Here is an 18,606-nt window from a genome sequence, read left to right as displayed (position 1 = left end):
ATGGCGCTGCGCTTATCCGGCCTACGGTGTTTTGTAGGCCCGGTAAGCGTAGCGCCACCGGGCAGGGTTTAACCCACAATCGACCTCGGCTCCATAAACGCCCGAATCCCCCACTCGCCATCGTCACGTCCCGCCAAGCTTACGGGCGCAGGTGGCGATAATCCGCGAGCGCGGGATTACTCCAGGTTAGCCTTGTTCAGCCCATATGCCGCATCCAGCGAGCCCGGCTCCATGCGAGAGGTAATGCCCAGGCGGTTCCAGGCGTTGATCGCTACGATGGCGAAGTTCAGCTCTGAAATTTCCACGTCCGAGAAATGCTCCGCCACGCTGCGGTACAGCGCGTCACTCACGCCGTGAACGCTAATCTGGGTCAGCGCTTCGGTGAAGGCCAGCGCGGCTTTCTCGCGGGCGCTGAACAGCGGCGACTCCCGCCACGCCGCCAGATGGTACAGGCGCAGCTCGCGCTCGCCGGCAATTTTGGCCTCTTTCGAATGCATATCCAGGCAGAAGGTACAGCCGTTCAGCTGCGAGACGCGAATGTCGATCAGGTGCTTCAGCGCCGGATCAATGGAGGTTTTCGCCACTTCCATGCTCAGGGCGGAAAGCGCGTTGGCGAGTGCAGGTGTGGCTTTGTGGTGGTTTACGCGGGTGCTCATTGTCTTTCCTCTTTTTTGTGCGGTTTTTATCATGCGATGAGGCAAATCTACGTCGTTAATGACATAGTAAAAAGACACAAAAAACCTGAAATGAGGTAGGACATGAAGCCGGGCTATCACGACATTTATACCCGCTATCGCGATAACATCACGCGCGGCGTACTGAAGCCCGGCGACAAAGTGCCTGCCATCCGCGTGCTGGCTGAAGAGCTTAAGGTCGCGCGAAAAACCGTTGAAACAGCCTATGCCATTCTGACGGGGGAAGGATATCTGGTAAGCCAGGGCGCGCGCGGGACGCGGGTGAATCCGGATCTTCTGCTGCCCGCGCAAAACGCCCCGGCAGAACAAGCGACCGGCACGCTGCCGGCGTCGTTGATTAGCCAGCGCGAACGGGCCGGTTTTCTGCGCCCCGGCATTCCCGCGCTCGACAGCTTCCCCTATAAAAAATGGCTGCTGCTGGCAGGCCAGGCGACGCGCGCCATGCGTCAGGATGAAATGCTCAACCCGCCGGTGCTGGGCTGGTATCCGCTGCGCGAGGCAATTGCCCGCTATCTCAATATCTCGCGCGGGTTGTCCTGCACCGCAGAACAGGTGCTGATCACCAGCGGCTACAGCGGCAGCCTGCGCCTGATCCTCGACACGCTCGCCAGCCGCAGCGATAAGGTGGTATTTGAGGATCCGGGCTACTTTATGGGCCAGCAGTTGCTCAAGCGCATTGTGCCCCGCCTGCACACCGTGCCGGTCGATCGCGCAGGGATGGATACGGACTACCTGCTGCGTAATCACCACGATGCCCGCTTCGCCATCGTTACCCCGTCGCACCAGAGCCCGCTGGCGATGACGCTCTCCCTGCCGCGCAAGCAGCAGCTGCTCGACTGGGCGTCACAAAACGAGGCGTGGATTATCGAAGATGACTATGACGGCGAATTTCACTACACCCGCAAAGTGCTGCCGTCGTTGAAAAGCCTCGACCAGCATGACAGGGTGATCTTTATGGGCACCTTCAGCAAAACCATCATGCCTTCACTGCGCATGGGCTACGTGGTGATGCCCGCCAGCACTGTCGGCGCGTTTACCGACAGCGCGGACATCCTCACCAGCGGCCAGCCGGTCCTGACGCAAAAAATCCTCACCACGTTTCTCAACGAGGGGCATTTTTTCCGTCATCTGAAAAAGATGCGCGCGCTCTATCAAACCCGCCGCGACTGGATGATTGCCGCCCTGCGTGAGGTCTATGGTGATCTGTTCTTCACCGAGCAAAACGACGGTGGAATGCATATTGTCGCGTTCCTCGCAAAGGGAAGCGCTGACCGGGAGATCGCCCGCTGCTGGCAGGAACAGCAATTGCAGGTCAATGCGCTTTCGGCGTGGTATCGCGGGTCGGGCAAACGCTACGGGCTGGTGATGGGCTATAACAACGTGCGGTCATATCAGGAGGCAGTTGAGCTGCTGGAAAGGCCGAAACGGCAGACGCTTGCGCTGTTGAGCTGAAAACCGCCGGGTGGCGGCTGCGCCTTACCCGGCCTACGGTCTCCTGTAGGCCCGGTAAGCGTAGCGCCACCGGGCAACCCTATGCTCACACATCATATCGCGATAACCCGACGTCCTTGAGCTGCTCGTCGCTCATCTGGCTCAGAATACGGCGGGTACGGTTGATGCGATACCAGTTACGCAGCGTTTTCGCTACCCAGGCAAACGCGATAAACGGACGTTTTGAACGATTCTCGTAGAATTCCATGATGCTCTCCTCGCTGTGCCAGTGGAGTTATCATCATGGAAAACGGCCAGTACAATACAGATTCAAAAACTGCTTTTGTTTACCATACAGATCCGCTAAAACGGTATCTGCATGGTGGTTTACCCATCAATCTGTACTGGTTTAATGCTCTGTATGGTGAAAAAAAAGGATACAGCATGACGCGCTATCAACATCTGGCCAACCTCCTGGCGGAACGTATCGAACAAGGGCTGTATCGCAGCGGTGAACGTCTGCCGTCGGTACGCACGCTGAGCCAGGAGCACGGCGTGAGCATCAGCACCATACAGCAGGCCTACCAGATCCTCGAAAACCGCCAGCTGATTACGCCTCAGCCGCGCTCCGGCTATTTTGTCTCGAAACGCAAAGCCCAGCCGCCCGTCCCGGCGATGACGCGCCCGGTGCAGCGCCCCGTGGACGTCACCCAGTGGGACGAAGTGATGATGCTGCTGGACGCCCGCGCCGACAAAGAGATGATCTCCTTTGGCGGCGGCTCACCGGACATTAACCAACCGAGCCTGAAGCCGCTGTGGCGTGAGATGAGCCGCATTGCGCAGCATAATCCGGGCGAAATGCTGAGCTATGACGTGCTCGACGGGCGCCTGGAGCTACGCGAGCAAATCGCCCGTCTGATGCTGGATGGCGGCTCCACCGTGGCGGCAAACGAGATTGTCATCACCAACGGCTGCCACGGCGCGCTGTCGATCGCCCTGCTCTCGGTGTGCAAGCCGGGTGACATCGTGGCAGTCGAGTCACCATCGTTTCACGGCACCATGCAGATGCTGCGCGGCTTTGACATCAAGGCCATTGAAATTCCCACCGATCCCGAGACCGGGATCAGCATCGAGGCGTTAGAGCTGGCGCTGGAGCAATGGCCGATCAAGGCGGTGATCCTGGTGCCGAACTGCAATAACCCGCTCGGGTTTATCATGCCGGAGTCTCGCAAGAAGCAGGTCTTAGCCCTGGCACAGCGGCACGATATCGTGATTGTTGAGGATGACATTTACGGCGAGCTGGCGGCGGAGTACCCGCGTCCGCGCACCATTCATTCTATGGACATAGATGGCCGCGTGCTCTTATGCAGCTCGTTTACCAAAACCGTGGCGCCGGGCCTGCGGGTCGGCTGGATCGTGCCGGGGCGCTATTACGACCGGGTGATGCACATGAAGTACGCCGCGGGCGGGTTTAACGTGCCGGGCACGCAGATGGCGGTGGCGGCGTTTATTCGCGACGGCCATTACCATCGCCACGTGCGCCGTATGCGTCAGATTTATCAGCAGAATATGGAAACCTATACCTGCTGGGTGCGGCAGTATTTTCCGGCAGAGATATGCGTCACCCGCCCGCAGGGAAGCTTCCTGCTGTGGGTTGAGCTGCCGGAGACGGTCGATATGGTGTGCGTCAGCAAGCAGCTGTGCCGTCTGAAGATCCAGGCTGCGGCCGGGTCGCTGTTTTCCGCCTCCGGGAAGTACCGCAACTGCCTGCGGATCAACGTGGCGCTGCCGCCGACGGAGAAGAACCGCGAAGCGCTGAGGAAGATGGGCGAGGCAATTGTGATTGCGATGGAGGAGTAGTACGGCCTGTTGCCCTCACCCCGCCCCTCTCCCACAGGGAGAAAACCGCTCCCGCCCCCGGCAAAATCAACGACTCAGAACTTCCACGAAACGCTGCCCACAATGCTGCGTTCTGCACCGAAGTAGCAGTAAGAGAGCGAGTTACACGCCGCGACGTAGCTTCTGTCCGTCAGGTTATTGACGTTCAACTGCGCGCTCACGCCCGTGAGCCCCACTTTCGACAGGTCATACCCCACGGTCATATCCACCAGCGTGTACGACGGAAGCGTATGGGTGTTCTGGCGATCGCTGGCGATCCCGTTGACATAGCGCACGCCGGAGCCGACGGTCAGGCCGTCCAGAGGGCCGGTTTTGACGTCGTAACTCAGCCAGGCGCTGGCCATGTTACGCGGGGCATAAACGGCGCGCTTGCCCTCCTCTTCCGGGCTGCTCTTCTTGTAGCGAATATCCGTGTAGGTGTACGCGGCCTGCATACGCAGGCTGTCGGTCAGCTGACCAATCGCCTCCAGTTCAACGCCTTCGGATTCGATTTCACCGATGGAACGGTACGGATCGGTCGGCTCCTCTTTAGTGGCAATGTTCTTCTGGTTAATGCGGAACACCGAGGCGCTGAACTGGCTGTTCATCCCCTCCGGCTCATACTTCACACCCGCTTCCCACTGCTTGCCCTTCATCGGATCCAAAATGTTGCCCTGCTCGTCGGCAAAGCTGGTCGGCGTAAAGGCGGTAGAGTAGCTGACGTACGGCGCGACGCCGTTATCAAACAGATACAGCAGCGCCGCGCGGCTGCTGAAGTTGTTTTTATCCAGATCGCTGCGGGTGTGGTTGAAGTTGTCGACGTTCGACACGCTCACCTGGTCGTAACGCCCGCCCAGCGTGAGGCGCCAGCGGTCAATGGACATCTGATCCTGTAGGTAGTAGCCGGTCTGGCGCAGCTTGTGTTTTTCCCTGCTGTACTGGGTGATGTAGTCCGGCTTCGCGCCGTAAACAGGATGGAAAGCGTCAATCGGCGGGAAGCCGCCGTAGTAGCCAGTGACGTTGTTGGTGCGGTCCTGGTAGTCCATGCCGATCAGCACGCGGTGGTTTACCGCCCCGGTATCGAAGCTGCCGTCGACCTGGTTATCCAGGGTGATGGCGTTCATCTTCTCGTCGGAGCCGGAATAGCCGCGGTTCAGCTCGGTGTCATTCAGCCAGCCTGCGGCATACACCTGGTTCAGCTCGACTTTGGTGTGCAGGTAGCGCAGCTTCTGGCGCACGGACCAGCCGCTGTCAAACAGGTGCTCGATGTTATAGCCGACCATGTTTTCCCGACGATCGTACTTGTCGTAATCGTCCTCGCCCTCGAAGAAGGTGTTGGAGATTTTCTTACCGCTGTGCGGTACAACGGTGCCCTCATATGGCAGGCCGGAGTGGCTGCCGCCTTCCGGATCGCGGTGCAGGTAGGCCATCAGATCCAGACGGGTGTTGTCGGTGATACGCCAGGTCAGGCTCGGCATCAGGGCGTAACGCTCTTCCTTCAGCGGATCGAACTGGGAATCGGCATAGCGGGTCATCCCGCTGAGGCGCACCGCCACGCGGTCGTTATCATCAACCGGGCCAGTGACGTCGAACATCGCCCCACGCTGGTTATTGTTACCGGCGAAGAGCTTGATCTCCCCGCCAGGATCGAACGATGGCTTACGGGAGGTGAGCGCCACAATCCCGCCCGGCGATGAGCGGCCATAGAGCACGGAGGCCGGACCGCGCACTACTTCGATACTGTCCAGGAACCACGGGTCAACCACCAGCGAGCTGTGGGAGTTGGTGTCGCCCATCATCTTCAGGCCGTCGAGGTAGACGTTGTCCAGGCTGCCGTCCGAGAAGCCGCGCAGCACCATGTAGTCAAAGCGGTTTGACGCCCCGATCTGGTTGCTGTAGACCCCCGGCGTGTAGCTCACGGCCTGACGCACGCTGGTTGCGCCCTGCTCTTCGAACTGCTCGCGAGTGACGATAGAGACCGACTGCGGGGTTTCAATATCCGGTGTTTCAAGCTTGGTGGCCGCAGACTGCATCTGCGAGGTCACCACCACGGTGTCAGTTTTTTGGGCATCCTGCGCCAGTAAAGGAAAAGCAACGCTACCGGTAACCCATCCCACCAGCAGTGCCAGACGCGATTTAACAAACATAACCCTCTCCAGAGATATTTCTTATTGTTAATAAGAATTATTACCTTTTTGAGAGTGCAAACGGCTATGCGTGCCGCCAGGTTACGTATGCGCGATGCTAAACCACACGGAATGCATTCGCGCGACAGGAGAAATTACGTTAGCGGAGTTTGCGCACGTCCCCCGGTGAAATCCCGTAATGACGACGAAACGCGGTGGCAAAGTTGGTGGCATGCTGATACCCGCACATCCAAGCCGCCTGCTGCACGCTGTGGCCTTCCAGCAGATAGCGGCGCGCCAGCGCAAGGCGACAGTCGCGAAGGTAATCGAAGAGCGTGCAGCCGTAGCGCTGACGGAACTTGCTGCGCAGGCTGCTTGGGCTCATTGCGGCAAGGGCTGCCAGCTGCGCGAGAGTATGATCCCGTTCAGGAGACTGTTCCAGCAGGCTCCGCACGCGTTCAAGACGCGCATGCTCAGGGCGGCCTGGGCAAGGCTGCTGGCGCTGGTTGAGGCCATGGCCGAGCAGCTGATACATCAGCCCCTCCAGCAACAGCTTGCGTGAGAGCACGCTTCCCCCCTGCCGCTGCGCATGCAGAATACCTGACATCACAAACTCGGGAACCTGCCAGACAAACGCGGGTGCATTCAGGCTTTGCCATTCCAGAAGCAATGACTCAAGCAGGGCTTCACGTCCGGCATCGTGCGGGTAGACGCCAAACGAGAGCGTTTTCAGCGTGCTGTCGGCATCGTGACGCGCGCTCATCACCTGATCTTCACTCAGACGTGAGCTGAACGCCATGCCCGGGCGGACGGGATAATTGATACCATTGAGTGTGAGCGTCACGCACCCTTCCAGCACCACCAGCATATAGAGCGGGCTGCTGTGGCGAGAGGTGGTTTCATAGGGCTGTAATACACGTACGTCGGAATGGGTCAGCGAAATGCCGGACGAGAGCATCATTTCTTCAACATTTCCCTGCAACACGGGGCTACCGCTGACCTGCGCCTCTTTTAACTGGGGGAAACGGTAGTCGATGCCGTAGCGCTCGCCGAATACCTGAAAATCTTCAACAAAAAATATGCGTTTCGCTGATCTATTTTCACTCTGGAGCATCATTTGGGGCCTGCATCGGGGAAAGGACAGGCAAAACAGTATCATCCATTTGTAATGGCAGCAATCACCGGGCGCAGACACTATTACGCTCCGGACGAAGCCGGAGCGAAGGCATATATTTCCTTGCGAGAAATATATTTATGCTTCCTGCCACTCAGCAAAAACCTCTTTATGGTTTTTGGTCAGGACAACTTTATTATCTTCGACCTTATCAACCCAGCCGAGAGGAATAAAGTGGTGTTTGCCGCCCGATTCCGGATCGCTCTTCGCAAGCTTGATTCGCTCACCATCAAGATGGTCCACAACCCCGACGTGCGTTCCGCAGCTGGCGACAACCTGGGTGTGATCCTTAATTGCGCTTTTATCTACCATAATTATTCTCCTGTTTCGGTTATTTGCCTGTTGCACAAAATTAACTGTAGCGCATAAATTCAGGCTTAAACGTCTTATTAGCATTTTGAAACATCATTGACAGAACTGAATATTAAGTCTACTTAACGCCGAAATGAAAAAATAAGAATGAGATGAATTATTACCGACTGATTATCTCCCGTTCATAATTAAATTATCGCAACCAACGAGGAGGTATTTATGACGATTCGCAATAATCGGGCAGAAATTTCACTGGCTCTTGGTGAAGCGGTTTTAGACATCGTGCAAAAAGGCCATGAAGTATCGCGAGAAAATCTCGCCCGGGCGATGAAAATCAAAGCGGAGAAAGAGCGCGACGATGAGCGGCTTCTTAACTACTGGAAGGCCTGTAATATGCTGGTTTGAACCTGGCGGCGTTTAGCCTGACTAAACGCCGCCTGCTGTTACTCGTCGAAGAACCAGTAGCCCTGGTTAATCAAACCGGTCAGCTCTTCCACAAACGCCGGATTATTCAGCGCATCGCCCAGCTCAGCCTGGCCGAGCTCGGTGAAGCGGCACAGCGCGTCCGCCCCGTTCACATCCGCCGTTTCCAGCTGTTCGCTGTTGATAAAGACGCTGCCGTTGATGTTCAGCACGCGCAGTCCGCTCAGGCGGGAGAGCGTTTCGCCCCCTTGCAGCGCGTCGAGCACTTCTTCTGCGGAATACGGCGGCTCGGCGGCGGCAATATCCAGCTCGTGACGCGGCGTGGAGACGAAGCTGCCAAACCATTTCGTAAAATCATCTGGCTTGCTAATCATGTCGATCATCATCTGCCGAATGCGATCGAGCTCGTACTGCTCCACGCGGCCAGGGTGTTCGCGGCAGGTCAGATCCGGATCGCTGTAATGTTCGCCGCCCAGATCGTTCTCCAGCGCGTAGTCGGCAAAGCTGCTGATCAGATCGCGACCGTTCGGCCCGCGGAAACCGACGGAGTAGTTGAGCGCGGTTTCATGGGTGAAGCCGTCATGCGGGAATCCAGGCGGAATGTAGAGGATATCGCCCGGGGCCAGATCTTCGTCGATGATCGGCTCAAACGGATCGACATGCAGCAGGGCCGGATGCGGACAGAACTGACGCATCGGCAGCTTGTCCCCCACGCGCCAGCGGCGGCTGCCCATCCCCTGGATAATAAACACATCGTACTGATCGATATGCGGCCCAACGCCGCCACCCGGGACGGAGAAGGAGATCATCAGGTCATCGAGACGCCAGTCCGGCAGGACGCGGAACGGACGCACCAGCTCTGCCGCGGGCATATGCCAGTGGTTCACCGCCTGCGCCAGCAGGGACCAGCCGGTTTCACCGAGGTTATCGAAATGCTCAAACGGGCCATTGCTCGCCTGCCACTTGCCGTTAGCATGGCTTACCAGGCGGCTATCAACTTCCGGCTCCATCGCCAGACCCGCCAGTTCATCAGGGGTAATGGGGTCGACAAAATTCGGGAAGGCATTTTTCAGCACAACGGGTTGTTTTTGCCAGTATTTTTCAAGAAATTCCGGCCAGTTCAGGTTCAGTTGATACGCCATGGGTAGCACCAGTGAGAGGGGAGACAGGCGCGATTATAGAAGAGACAGCGAGGGGGGAACTTGTCATGGGTCAATCGAGCGCGCGTAGGTCGGGTAAGGCGAAGCCGTCACCCGACGCACACGCCGGCTTAAACTTAATCCAGGTTCAGCTCGTCATAATGGGTAATCAGTTTACCCACGATGCCGTAGTCCAGCGCTTCCGCCGGTGACATCCAGAAGTTACGGTCGGTGTCTTTCTTCACTTTCTCCAGCGGCTGGCCGGTGGCGTCAGCAATCAGCTTGTTCACGCGCTCCAGCATGCGGATGATCTCGCGCGCTTCGATTTCGATATCCGTTGCCTGACCGCGCACGCCGCCCAGCGGCTGGTGGATCATAAAGCGGGTATTCGGCAGAGCGTAGCGGTGCTCTTTTTTCGCCGCCAGGAAGATGGTGATCCCGGCGCTCGCCACCCAGCCGGTGCCGATCACATGCACTTCCGGACGGATAAACTTAATGAAGTCGTGGATGGTGTCGCCCGCTTCTACATGGCCGCCCTGACTGTTGATGTACAGCTTGATCGGATCGTTGCTGACGCTTTGCAGCAGGATCATCTGAGTGATGACCTTCTGGGCCAGCTCCTGGTTAATCTCTCCGGAGATGACAATCGAACGGGATTCCAGCAGTTTTTGCTGTAGAGCGCCCGCGCCGTTTGTTCCTTCCGCTTTTTCCTTGTCGCTTTCTTTCAGTGTGTAGTGCATTGTTGTTTCCTCAGCTTGTCGCGCTCAAAACCAGAGTGTAGCCTGTTTTACCGGTGAAAGTCCTCACAGACAAATAACGAGGGATCTTATGAATATTGCACATGTCGCACTCTGGACCCGCAGCCTGGACGCGCAGGTTCAGTTCTGGGAAACGGTGTTTGGCGGCCGCAGTAATGACCGCTACGTCAGCAAAAATCGTCCGGGGTTTAAATCTCACTTTATTACCCTGGATGACGGGCCGACCATCGAGCTGATGACGCTGCCGGGCCTGCCCAGTGCACCTTCGCACCCGGAATTTGTCGGCTGGGCGCATATCGCCATCAACGTCGGCAGCAAAGCGCAGGTGGACAGTATGGCAGCGCAGGCGCAGGCAAGCGGCTCCCTGCTCAGCGCCCCGCGTATGACCGGGGACGGTTTCTATGAAGCGGTGATTGCGGACCCGGACGGCAACCGTATTGAGCTTGTCGGTGCATAAAAACAGCGTTTCGTTCCTTCATCGCCTCCGCTCCAGCTCGCTATACTTCATATGGTTATCATATTGCTAAATGATAATGATATTTAATGTGTTAAGATGAAAGTCAGCATAAACAGTCTCTTACGTAGCCATAGTGACTGTTTACATCCTCGACATTTAAATCAACACCGGGGCGGTGAATGGAACACATTGTTTATGTGGTTGATGACGATGACACAGTCAGGCAGTCCGTTGTCAGGCTGCTGGAATCTGCGGATATATATGCCCTTGGCTTTTCCTCAGCAGAAGCCTTTCTCAGCCATCCCTTTGAGGATCTGCCCTCCTGCGTGATCCTCGATATGCAAATGCCCACGATAACCGGGTTTGATGTCGCAGATGCGCTGAAAGACAGCGGCCGGGAAATACCGATCATCTTTCTCACCGGCCACGGCACCATCCCTATGTCCGTCCGGGCGATCAAAGGCGGGGCCTACGAATTTCTCACTAAGCCCGTTGAATCCAGCGCGCTCATCGGCTCCATCGAATCCGCGCTCAGGCTGGCACAGCACAACGCCGCCCGCGTCAAAGAGCACTACGCCCTGAAACAGCGCCATCTTTCCCTCACGCCGCGTGAGCATGAGGTGCTTGAGCTGGCCGTCAGCGGCAAGCTCAACAAGCAGATCGCCGCCGAGCTGGGCGTCAGTGAGATTACGGTGAAAGTGCACCGCCGCCGGGTGATGGAGAAAATGCAGGTCCGCTCCGTGGCTGAACTGGTCAGGGCCGTCGAGCGCCTGACCAAACATCAGCCAGCGGAATAACCGTTACATCTCCTGTCCGGCAAGCGGCAACGCGAAGGTAAACACCGTGCCGTACGGCTCTCTGCGGCGCGCGCTCAGTTTCCCCCGGTGCCGTTCAATAATGCTGGCGCTGATGGTCAGCCCCATCCCCATTCCCTGCGCTTTGGTCGAATAGAACGAGTCAAAGATCCGCTCGGTGAGCTCCGGCTCAATGCCGCTGCCGGTATCGGCGATCTCAAAGATCACCTTCCCTTCAGCGCAGTTCGCGGTGGCGATCGTGATGCTGCACGGGCGATCCGTCACTTCCGCCATCGCTTCCATCGCATTCATCACCAGGTTAAGCAACACCTGCTGGATCTGCACGCTGTCGCCGATGATAAAGCTGTCGTCAGCGTTCAGAAGATAATCAACGCTTATGTGTCGCAGCTCAAGTTCGCTGCGGGAAAGCATAATGATGTGGTGGATCAGGAAGTGCAGATCGATTCGCGTAAACGTGGGGTCCTGTTTGCGCGTCAGAGACTGAATGCTGCGGATGATCTCCCCTGCCCGCTCGCCCTCGGCGGCGATCTCCTCCAGCCCCTCGCGCACTTTTTCCAGCCGCGCCGGATCGCGGTTGAGCCAGCGCAGGCTTGCGCCGGCGTTCGAGACAATCGACATCAGCGGCTGGTTGATCTCGTGCGCGATCGAGGAGGTCAGTTGCCCGACGGTAGTGGCTCGTGAGACCCGCGCCAGATCCGCCTGCGCCACCCGCATCGCATCCTCCGCCGCCCGCTGGCTGGTGATGTCGGTAATGATGCCGTAATACTCATTCACCTCGCTGCCCACCCCCACCGGATCGCCAATCCCGAGGATGTAACGAACGGAGCCGTCGGTGCGGATGATGCGAAACTCCGCGCGCATCGACAGCCCGTCACGCACGCTCTGATTAACGAGGGTGCTGATCCGGCCATAATCATCCTCATGCACGAAGGTCAAAAACTCCGCCATTGAGATCATCTTTTGCTGCTCCGGCAGGCCAAGGATACGGGCGTATTCTTCGGACATAAACATCAGATCCTGCACCAGTTCCCAGCGCCAGCTGCCGGTATGGCTGATCTGCTCGCCCAGCATCAGTGAGGTCTGGCTGGCGCGCAGCTCTTTCTCCACCCGCCGGCGCTGGATGTTTTCCGCCAGCAGCTCGGCGTAGAGCCGCGCCGTCTCCAGCGAAACCGCCGCCTGCGCACCCAGCAGGCTGACCACGCGCGAATGTTCGGCGGTAAACACCTCCGGCATCAGGCGGTTTTCCAGATACAGAATCCCCACCAGCCGCGCCTGTTTGAACATCGGCACGCACATCACGGCGGCGCCGGACGTCACCAGATACGGATCCTGGCTGAACGGGTGGAACTCCTCCGGTTTGCCGGTGCGGATCTCCTGCCCGGTGCGGATCACCGCGGCCAGCACCGACAGCGGCATGTCCGTCGCCATCGGTGACGCTTTCAGGATGCGCACCCGCACGCCGTCGGTACTGGTCCAGGCGCTGGCTTCAATCTCCGGGATGTGATTATCGCTGACGCGCAGCAGCAGGCCACGCTGCGCCCCGGCCCGTTCAAGCAGCAGCGTCATCAGGTTTTCGATTAAACGTTCAAGGTTGATCTCTTCGGATAAGGCGCGTGAGGCTTTGATGACGCTCTGTAAATCGCGGATCACCTCGTTCTGGGCAAACGCCGCCGTGTCATACGCGCGGCTCTGCCCGGAGGCCAGCAGATGGGGGAAATCCTGCTCCAGCTGGCGCACCTTGGCCTGCGCCCCGACGCGCCCCCAGGCGGCAATCGCGCCGCGGAAATGGGCGTCGGAGGCGGTCGGGTAGCCGCAGGCCAGCGAGAAACGCCCGGCCAGCTCGTGCGACAGGGCATTGATCGGGTTAAACCCGCCCTCCCGCGAGAATCGCACCGCTTTTTCATACTGCTCCAGCGCGATGCTGTTCATGCCGTCCAGACGGACGATTTCGGCATAAATCAGCGCCTCTTTATCGGCAAACGTGCCCGGATTGATCCGCGCCCAGAGGGCTATTTTGTCGTAATGGTGATGAATACTGCGGCGATAATCCGCCGAAAAGGTTTCCGGGGTGAGCTGGCGGGAGAGCGCCAGCGCGCTGTAAAAATGGTAATCCAGCAGATGAATATGACCCGGCGCGGACCACGCATACCAGCCCGCCATTTCTAAATCCGCCTGTGCGTCGGCGTATTCGCCGCAGGAAAAGTGCGCCATCCCGCGATAGAGCCAGTACCAGAAGAGCATGGTCGAGGTCTGCTCGGGCGCCTGCTCCGGCGGCGCGGGCAGCAGATCGTCAGGCAGCGCCTGGGCGGCGCTCCATGGGCCCGTCACCGGCGTGCGTAAAAACTCCACGTAGCGGCGCTGAATGTGCAGAACGGTTTCAATGTCCTGGTAATCCGTTTTGCGCACAAAGGCCAGACCGCGATCGATGCTGGTCAGCACGCCATCCAGATGATCGCCCCGGGAGAGGAAGTTAATGATCTGATGACAGGCCGCGAAGCAGGCCATCGTCATGTCGCCGTGGGTTACCGCCGAGGTAAAGCAGGCCTTGGCGCACTCGATAGTGTACGACAGCGGCTGGGTCCAGACGCTGAGCTGATCGAGCGGCAGCAGGGTTTTGGCTTCATAGGCATCATAGCCGTGGCGGTTCACCAGCTCACGAGCCAGCGTGCCGTACTCAAACCCGAGACGGTATTCGGCGTAGCGGTGGCCAATCAGCACGCCAAACCAGGCCATCGCCGTGGTGGAGGCGCCGGTGATGCCGTGATCGAGCGTGAGGTGCATCATCCGGCACAGGAGTAAAAAGTGCAGGCGCGGGCAGGTAAAGCTGGCGAAAATACTGGCGCTGTAAAGCAGGTTCATCACCGCTTCGGTCTCTGCGCTCTCCATCAGCTTAAGCTGAGAAAACGGGTTCTGCGGCGCGTCGGCGGTGCGTTGACAGAACTGCTGCCAGGCCTCGTCACATTCGGCATTTTCCGGGTAGCGGCTGATCTGGATCCCGAACACGCCCAGCCAGCATAACGACGCCTCCAGCGCCAGGCGGATCTCCGACTGGCGCATATAAACTTCCGCCAGCAGGTTGGCGGCCAGCGCTTTCTCCGTCAGCCCGCCCGGTGAACCGAGGATCGCATCGCACAGCGCACGCGTGCGCTCCAGGTGTCCGAGCGCAAACTCACAGCCCGCCTCTTCGATATCCAGCATAAAGTCCGAGACCGGGCCCGCATTCCCCAGCGCTCTGGCGGTCTGGATATAGCTTAAGGCGGAAAGGTAATCGCCGGTACGCTTCGCACGCCGCGCGGCCTGAAGGCTCAGCTCCCGGAATCGCTGCCGCTGGGGTGCAGGCTGGATGCAGTCCAGCGCGGCGCTGACGTGGTGAACCGCGCGGAACAGCAATTCGTTGCCCGCCGTCTGCCGCGCGGCATCCGCCAGCAGGCTGGCGGTGGTCAGGTGCAGATGGCTTTTCTCGCCCTCATCCAGCAGGGCAAAGGCGGCTTCCTGCACCCGATCGTGGGTAAAAGCGTACTCTTTCTCCGTCAGCACAATCAGCTGAGCGGTCACCGCCGGATGAAGCGCGTAGCGGATTTCCGCCGCCGACCGCCCCACCACGCGGCACAGCATCTCCAGCTCGCCCGTGCAGCCGAGGCAGGCGATGCTGCCCAGCAGGCGGCGCGTCTCGTCGGGCATCTCCTTGAGCTGTTCAAGCACCAGCGTCACCACGTTCTCGGTGTAGTGCCGGGCGCGGATGGCCTGGAGATCGTAATGCCATTTCCCCTGATATTTGTTGTGCACCACCAGTCCGTCATCGACGATGCGGCGGAAAAATTCCTGCACGAACAGCGGGTTGCCGCCGGTTTTTTCATGGATCAGCGTGGCAAGATCGGCGGTACCGGTACTGCGGGCATGAAAAATCCCCCCGAGCCAGCGCGCCACGGCCTTCACCGACAGCGGCTGCGGTACAATCGTCGTGGCGTGTTGCGCCGCCTCCGGCAGGCTCGCCAGCGCGGTCTGCAAGGTGGGCTCAGAAAGCGAACTGAGATCGCGGTGCGCCATCACCACCAGCAGCGGGATGGCGCCGCAGGCGCGCAGCAGGTGATCGAGCGTTTGCAGGCTGGCGGCGTCGATCCACTGCACATTATCCAGCAGCAGCACCAGCGGCGCGCCCTGGGTGGCGAAGGTTTTCACCAGCGCCAGCACCATATGGCTGAAGCGCGCCCGCGCGTCGATGGAAAAGGTATCCGCAGAGAAACGCGGTTTGTTCTCAAGGAGTAAATTCAGCTCCGGCACCAGGCTGACGGCCAGCTCCTCGAAGCCTTCCAGCGCGCGCGACAGGCGGATTTTCCACGTCGCTACCTCCCCGGCTGGCAGCCCGAGCAGGTGCAGCGTGAGCGTCCGAAACGCCGAACTCAGCACGCCGTAGGGCAGCGTGGGAGAATATTGATCGACCTTGCCCACCGCCAGCAGCACCTTGCGCTGTTGCAGCGATTTCAGCGTGGTGGCGATCACGGAAGATTTGCCGATCCCCGAAGGCCCCCCAATAGTCACCAGTTCCGGCGCACCGCTCTGGCTGACCCGCTCAAACGCGGCGATGACGTCGCTGGCCTGCGGATGCGCAGAGAAAAGCGAATCGGCAAGATGGATCGCCGGAGAGCGATCCTGCTGGCCGGGAATAAAGTCGACGATCTCACCTTCGGCGGTCAGCGTCGCCTGGCAGCGCCTGAGGTCGGCAATCAGCCCGTCGACGGTCTGATAGCGATTCTCCGGATTCTTCTCCAGCAGCTTAAGGATAATGGTCGACAGCATGCCGGGTACGTCCGGGCGCACCCGCCCCGGCGCAAGCGGCTCAGAGGCAATGTGGTAATGCGCCCAGTTGGTCTGGTCATCAGCGCTCAGTTCAAACGGCAATCGCCCGGTCAGAAGTTCATAAAGCACGATACCCAGACTGTAGAGATCGCTCCGGCTGTCGACGGCGCGCCGGGTACGCGTGGTGTGTTCCGGTGACATGTAGGCGGGCGTGCCGCCAGACGCGGCAAGCCGGGACTGGGAGAACGCGTCGGAGGTGCCGCAGGAAAGACCGAAGCTGCAAAGACGGCAGGTGGCGTCGTGATGAACGAAGAACGCCCCGGGTTTGATATCGCCGTGGATCAGGTTGTGCAGATGCATCTGGCGCAGGGGACCGCAGATGCGGATCGCCATTTCGATAAAGCGGGCGATCCCGGAAATCGCCTTACCTGCCCGGCACGCCAGCAGTTCAAAGCAGAACGGCGCGTAGACCAGCGCAAAACGTCCGCGGTACTGGGTTGAAGCGACGGGCCGGATAGCCCAGCCGTCATGAAGCCGGTCGCGCAGGGCAAACTCGTTTTTCAGCAGCCGCGTTGCCCGCTCCTCTTCTTCATCGCTGACCGCGGTGGCAATAATAAACGAACCGCCGGACTGGGGATGTCGCCCGTTCATCCAGGAGATGCCGCCCTCCTGCGCCAGCACGGTAAAAATGACATCCTCTTTCAGAACAAAAGCCCGCCCTTCATGGAGACTTCCCCGGGCGGGCCAAAATGCAGGCGACGTATGTTCGTTCATCCGCGATCCTTATTGTCGGCGGGTCAGCTCCCGCTGAATATGATCCAGCAGAATATCGATGTTAATCGGCTTACGCAAAAATGCAGCGGCGCCCAGACTGAGTGCATACCGCTGCATATTTTCATCAGCATGACCGGAGATAAACAGTACTGGCGGTGGCGGCGTGGCCAGCAACCGCAGCTTCTCAAACAGCTCGATGCCGTTCATGCCGCGCAGCTTGATGTCGGTGATCACCAGCGACGCGCCGGACAGGGCGAGAGGGTGGCTCAAAAACACCTCTGCCGAATCGAAGGTATCGGTAGCATACCCTTCCGATTGCAGCAGGTTACTGAGCCCGCTGCGAACAGAGCGTTCGTCATCAATGATGGCAATGCGCCACGGCAGCGTCATGCTGTCTTTCCTCAAACAAATCGTTACGCGTCGCGGCTTTCCTTCGCGGGCGCTGGGGGCGCGGTACCGCTGATCTTCGGTACGCATTCATGACGAAACCAGGCCAGGGTCAACGGTTCGCGGCTCACCAGACGCCGTCCGATGGGGATCAGCTGTTCACCCACCAGCATGCCGAACAGGCCAAGCAGCGCGACGACCGGCGGCGCCGGGGAATGCACGTCGAGCAGGGCGTAAAGTACCCCAGCCGCGACCCCGCACACCAGCGAAATAATCCAGGCCTTCATGATGACGCTCCGGACAGGTGCTGAACGTGGGGAACCGTCACCTGCACGCCCGCGGGATTGTCGCGGGATAAAAGATGACGCATCGCCTGTTCCCCCGCCAGCATCCCCAGCAGGCCAATCAGCGCCAGCGCGGGCGGCGCGGGGGAACGCACCTTCAGCACGGCATACATCAGGCCAATCAACACGCCTGCCGCGAGGGATATCAACCCTGTACTCATTGTGAACTCCAGAGAAAAAGGCAGCGGCGAGCCGGATGAGGGACCAGCCCGCCAGCGGGACTTAGCGTGCCGGAACCGGCGCTAAGGTGCGGTGCTCGCTCTTCTGACGAGACGGCGCTTTGTGCACCATGGTGTAGGCGTAATCCACACCCATTCCGTAGGCGCCGGAGTGCTCGCGCACGATATCCATCACCGCGGTGTAGGTCTCTTTGCGCGCCCAGTCACGCTGCCACTCCAGCATCACCTGCTGCCAGGTCACCGGGATCACGCCCGCCTGGATCATGCGCTGCATCGCGAAGTCGTGGGCTTCTTTGGAGGTGCCGCCGGAGGCGTCTGCCACCATATAAATTTCGTAGTCGCCTTCCAGCATCGCGCACAGGGCAAAGCTGTTATTGCACACTTCGGTCCACAGGCCCGCGACAACCACCTTCTTCTTGCCGTTGGTCTTCAGCGCGTCGCGCACCTTCTGGTCGTCCCAGGAGTTCATGGAGGTACGCTCCAGAATGTCCTGGCCCGGGAACACGTCCAGCAGCTCCGGATAGGTATTGCCGGAGAAGCTTTCGGTCTCAACGGTGGTGATGATGGTTGGGATGTTGAACACCTTAGCCGCTTTCGCCAGCGCCACGGTGTTGTGTTTCAGCACCTGGCGGTCAATAGACTGCACGCCGAACGCCATCTGTGGCTGGTGATCGATGAAGATGATCTGACAGTTGGCAGGGGTTAAGACTTCGAGCTTAGAAGTGGTCATAAGATTATCCAGTGAGGTTAAAGGTTAAAATCGCCGCGAACAGCACGCCGATAAAATCGCGTTCATCCTATGACCCACAGCGCTGTGGTGTAATTATCTCTTCGTATAGTTAACCTTAGGTATAGTTATACTTTGGTATACCTATCCTATTGTATAACTGGATCTTTGCCGAAACCGGTTCCCATAA

17 protein-coding genes are annotated in these 18,606 nt (G+C 59.0%); 5 read left to right on the top strand and 12 right to left on the bottom strand.

What is annotated here, in order from left to right; genetic code table 11:
* Positions 1–176 precede the first annotated feature (176 nt).
* Complete coding sequence (locus tag LOC22_RS13675) at positions 177–656, bottom strand: carboxymuconolactone decarboxylase family protein (protein ID WP_045344429.1); 480 nt, start codon at positions 654–656, stop codon at positions 177–179.
* A 102-nt stretch (positions 657–758) separates the two neighbouring features.
* Between LOC22_RS13675 and LOC22_RS13670 the strand changes: the two genes are divergently transcribed.
* A complete protein-coding gene (locus tag LOC22_RS13670) occupies positions 759–2,147 on the top strand; it encodes a PLP-dependent aminotransferase family protein (protein WP_230238974.1) in 1,389 nt (462 codons plus the stop codon).
* 85 nt (positions 2,148–2,232) lie between these two features.
* Here LOC22_RS13670 and LOC22_RS13665 read toward each other — a convergent pair whose 3' ends face one another.
* Positions 2,233–2,394: a DUF1127 domain-containing protein gene (locus LOC22_RS13665; protein ID WP_165468206.1), complete on the bottom strand. Its 162-nt coding sequence runs from the start codon at positions 2,392–2,394 to the stop codon at positions 2,233–2,235.
* A gap of 176 nt (positions 2,395–2,570) precedes the next feature.
* Here LOC22_RS13665 and LOC22_RS13660 point away from each other — a divergent pair, with 176 nt between their 5' ends.
* A complete protein-coding gene (locus LOC22_RS13660) occupies positions 2,571–3,986 on the top strand; it encodes a PLP-dependent aminotransferase family protein (protein WP_026080655.1) in 1,416 nt (471 codons plus the stop codon).
* Positions 3,987–4,060: 74 nt separating this feature from the next.
* On the opposite strand, the gene foxA is transcribed toward LOC22_RS13660, so the two are convergent.
* From foxA to LOC22_RS13645, 3 genes are all read right to left on the bottom strand, one after another.
* Positions 4,061–6,169, bottom strand: a complete 2,109-nt coding sequence (gene foxA / locus LOC22_RS13655; RefSeq protein WP_103557149.1) for a ferrioxamine B receptor FoxA — start codon at positions 6,167–6,169, stop codon at positions 4,061–4,063.
* Between the two features lie 121 nt (positions 6,170–6,290).
* Entirely contained in the window at positions 6,291–7,247 is a 957-nt protein-coding gene (locus tag LOC22_RS13650) for a helix-turn-helix domain-containing protein (protein WP_015572569.1), read from the bottom strand.
* Positions 7,248–7,382: 135 nt separating this feature from the next.
* Positions 7,383–7,616, bottom strand: coding sequence for a DUF2171 domain-containing protein (locus LOC22_RS13645; protein WP_003863067.1), 234 nt, complete (start codon positions 7,614–7,616; stop codon positions 7,383–7,385).
* Between the two features lie 219 nt (positions 7,617–7,835).
* On the opposite strand from LOC22_RS13645, the gene LOC22_RS13640 reads away from it, so the two are divergent.
* On the top strand, positions 7,836–8,021 hold the full coding sequence (locus LOC22_RS13640; protein ID WP_015572568.1) for a hypothetical protein: 186 nt from the start codon (positions 7,836–7,838) through the stop codon (positions 8,019–8,021).
* 38 nt (positions 8,022–8,059) lie between these two features.
* Here the strand turns inward: LOC22_RS13640 and LOC22_RS13635 are convergent, their stop codons facing one another.
* Together LOC22_RS13635 and LOC22_RS13630 are read right to left on the bottom strand one after the other, a co-directional pair.
* Positions 8,060–9,181 carry a cupin domain-containing protein gene (locus LOC22_RS13635; RefSeq protein WP_015572567.1) on the bottom strand — a complete coding sequence of 374 codons (1,122 nt, stop codon included), beginning with the start codon at positions 9,179–9,181 and terminating at the stop codon, positions 8,060–8,062.
* A 134-nt stretch (positions 9,182–9,315) separates the two neighbouring features.
* Entirely contained in the window at positions 9,316–9,918 is a 603-nt protein-coding gene (locus LOC22_RS13630; protein ID WP_015572566.1) for an ATP-dependent Clp protease proteolytic subunit, read from the bottom strand.
* 88 nt (positions 9,919–10,006) lie between these two features.
* On the opposite strand from LOC22_RS13630, the gene LOC22_RS13625 reads away from it, so the two are divergent.
* Both LOC22_RS13625 and LOC22_RS13620 read left to right on the top strand, forming a co-directional pair.
* Positions 10,007–10,393 carry a VOC family protein gene (locus tag LOC22_RS13625; RefSeq protein ID WP_017383871.1) on the top strand — a complete coding sequence of 129 codons (387 nt, stop codon included), beginning with the start codon at positions 10,007–10,009 and terminating at the stop codon, positions 10,391–10,393.
* Between the two features lie 179 nt (positions 10,394–10,572).
* Complete coding sequence (locus LOC22_RS13620; RefSeq protein ID WP_032104365.1) at positions 10,573–11,190, top strand: response regulator transcription factor; 618 nt, start codon at positions 10,573–10,575, stop codon at positions 11,188–11,190.
* Positions 11,191–11,193: 3 nt separating this feature from the next.
* Here LOC22_RS13620 and LOC22_RS13615 read toward each other — a convergent pair whose 3' ends face one another.
* The 5 genes from LOC22_RS13615 to LOC22_RS13595 all read right to left on the bottom strand — a co-directional run bounded on the left by LOC22_RS13615 (position 11,194) and on the right by LOC22_RS13595 (position 18,419).
* Positions 11,194–16,779: an ATP-binding sensor histidine kinase gene (locus tag LOC22_RS13615; RefSeq protein WP_230238973.1), complete on the bottom strand. Its 5,586-nt coding sequence runs from the start codon at positions 16,777–16,779 to the stop codon at positions 11,194–11,196.
* A gap of 9 nt (positions 16,780–16,788) precedes the next feature.
* On the bottom strand, positions 16,789–17,169 hold the full coding sequence (locus tag LOC22_RS13610) for a response regulator transcription factor (protein WP_047056636.1): 381 nt from the start codon (positions 17,167–17,169) through the stop codon (positions 16,789–16,791).
* A gap of 23 nt (positions 17,170–17,192) precedes the next feature.
* Complete coding sequence (locus LOC22_RS13605; protein WP_003863056.1) at positions 17,193–17,453, bottom strand: XapX domain-containing protein; 261 nt, start codon at positions 17,451–17,453, stop codon at positions 17,193–17,195.
* Positions 17,450–17,671, bottom strand: coding sequence for a DUF1427 family protein (locus LOC22_RS13600; RefSeq protein WP_017383875.1), 222 nt, complete (start codon positions 17,669–17,671; stop codon positions 17,450–17,452). The genes LOC22_RS13605 and LOC22_RS13600 overlap by 4 nt, the downstream gene beginning before the upstream one ends.
* 61 nt (positions 17,672–17,732) lie before the next feature.
* Positions 17,733–18,419, bottom strand: a complete 687-nt coding sequence (locus LOC22_RS13595; RefSeq protein WP_230238972.1) for a hydrolase — start codon at positions 18,417–18,419, stop codon at positions 17,733–17,735.
* Positions 18,420–18,606 lie beyond the last annotated feature (187 nt).

Origin of the sequence: Enterobacter sp. AN-K1 (assembly GCF_020971765.1) — a bacterium.
GTDB classification, from domain to species: Bacteria; Pseudomonadota; Gammaproteobacteria; order Enterobacterales; family Enterobacteriaceae; genus Enterobacter; species Enterobacter hormaechei_C.
This window is presented reverse-complemented; position numbering and strand designations above follow the sequence as displayed.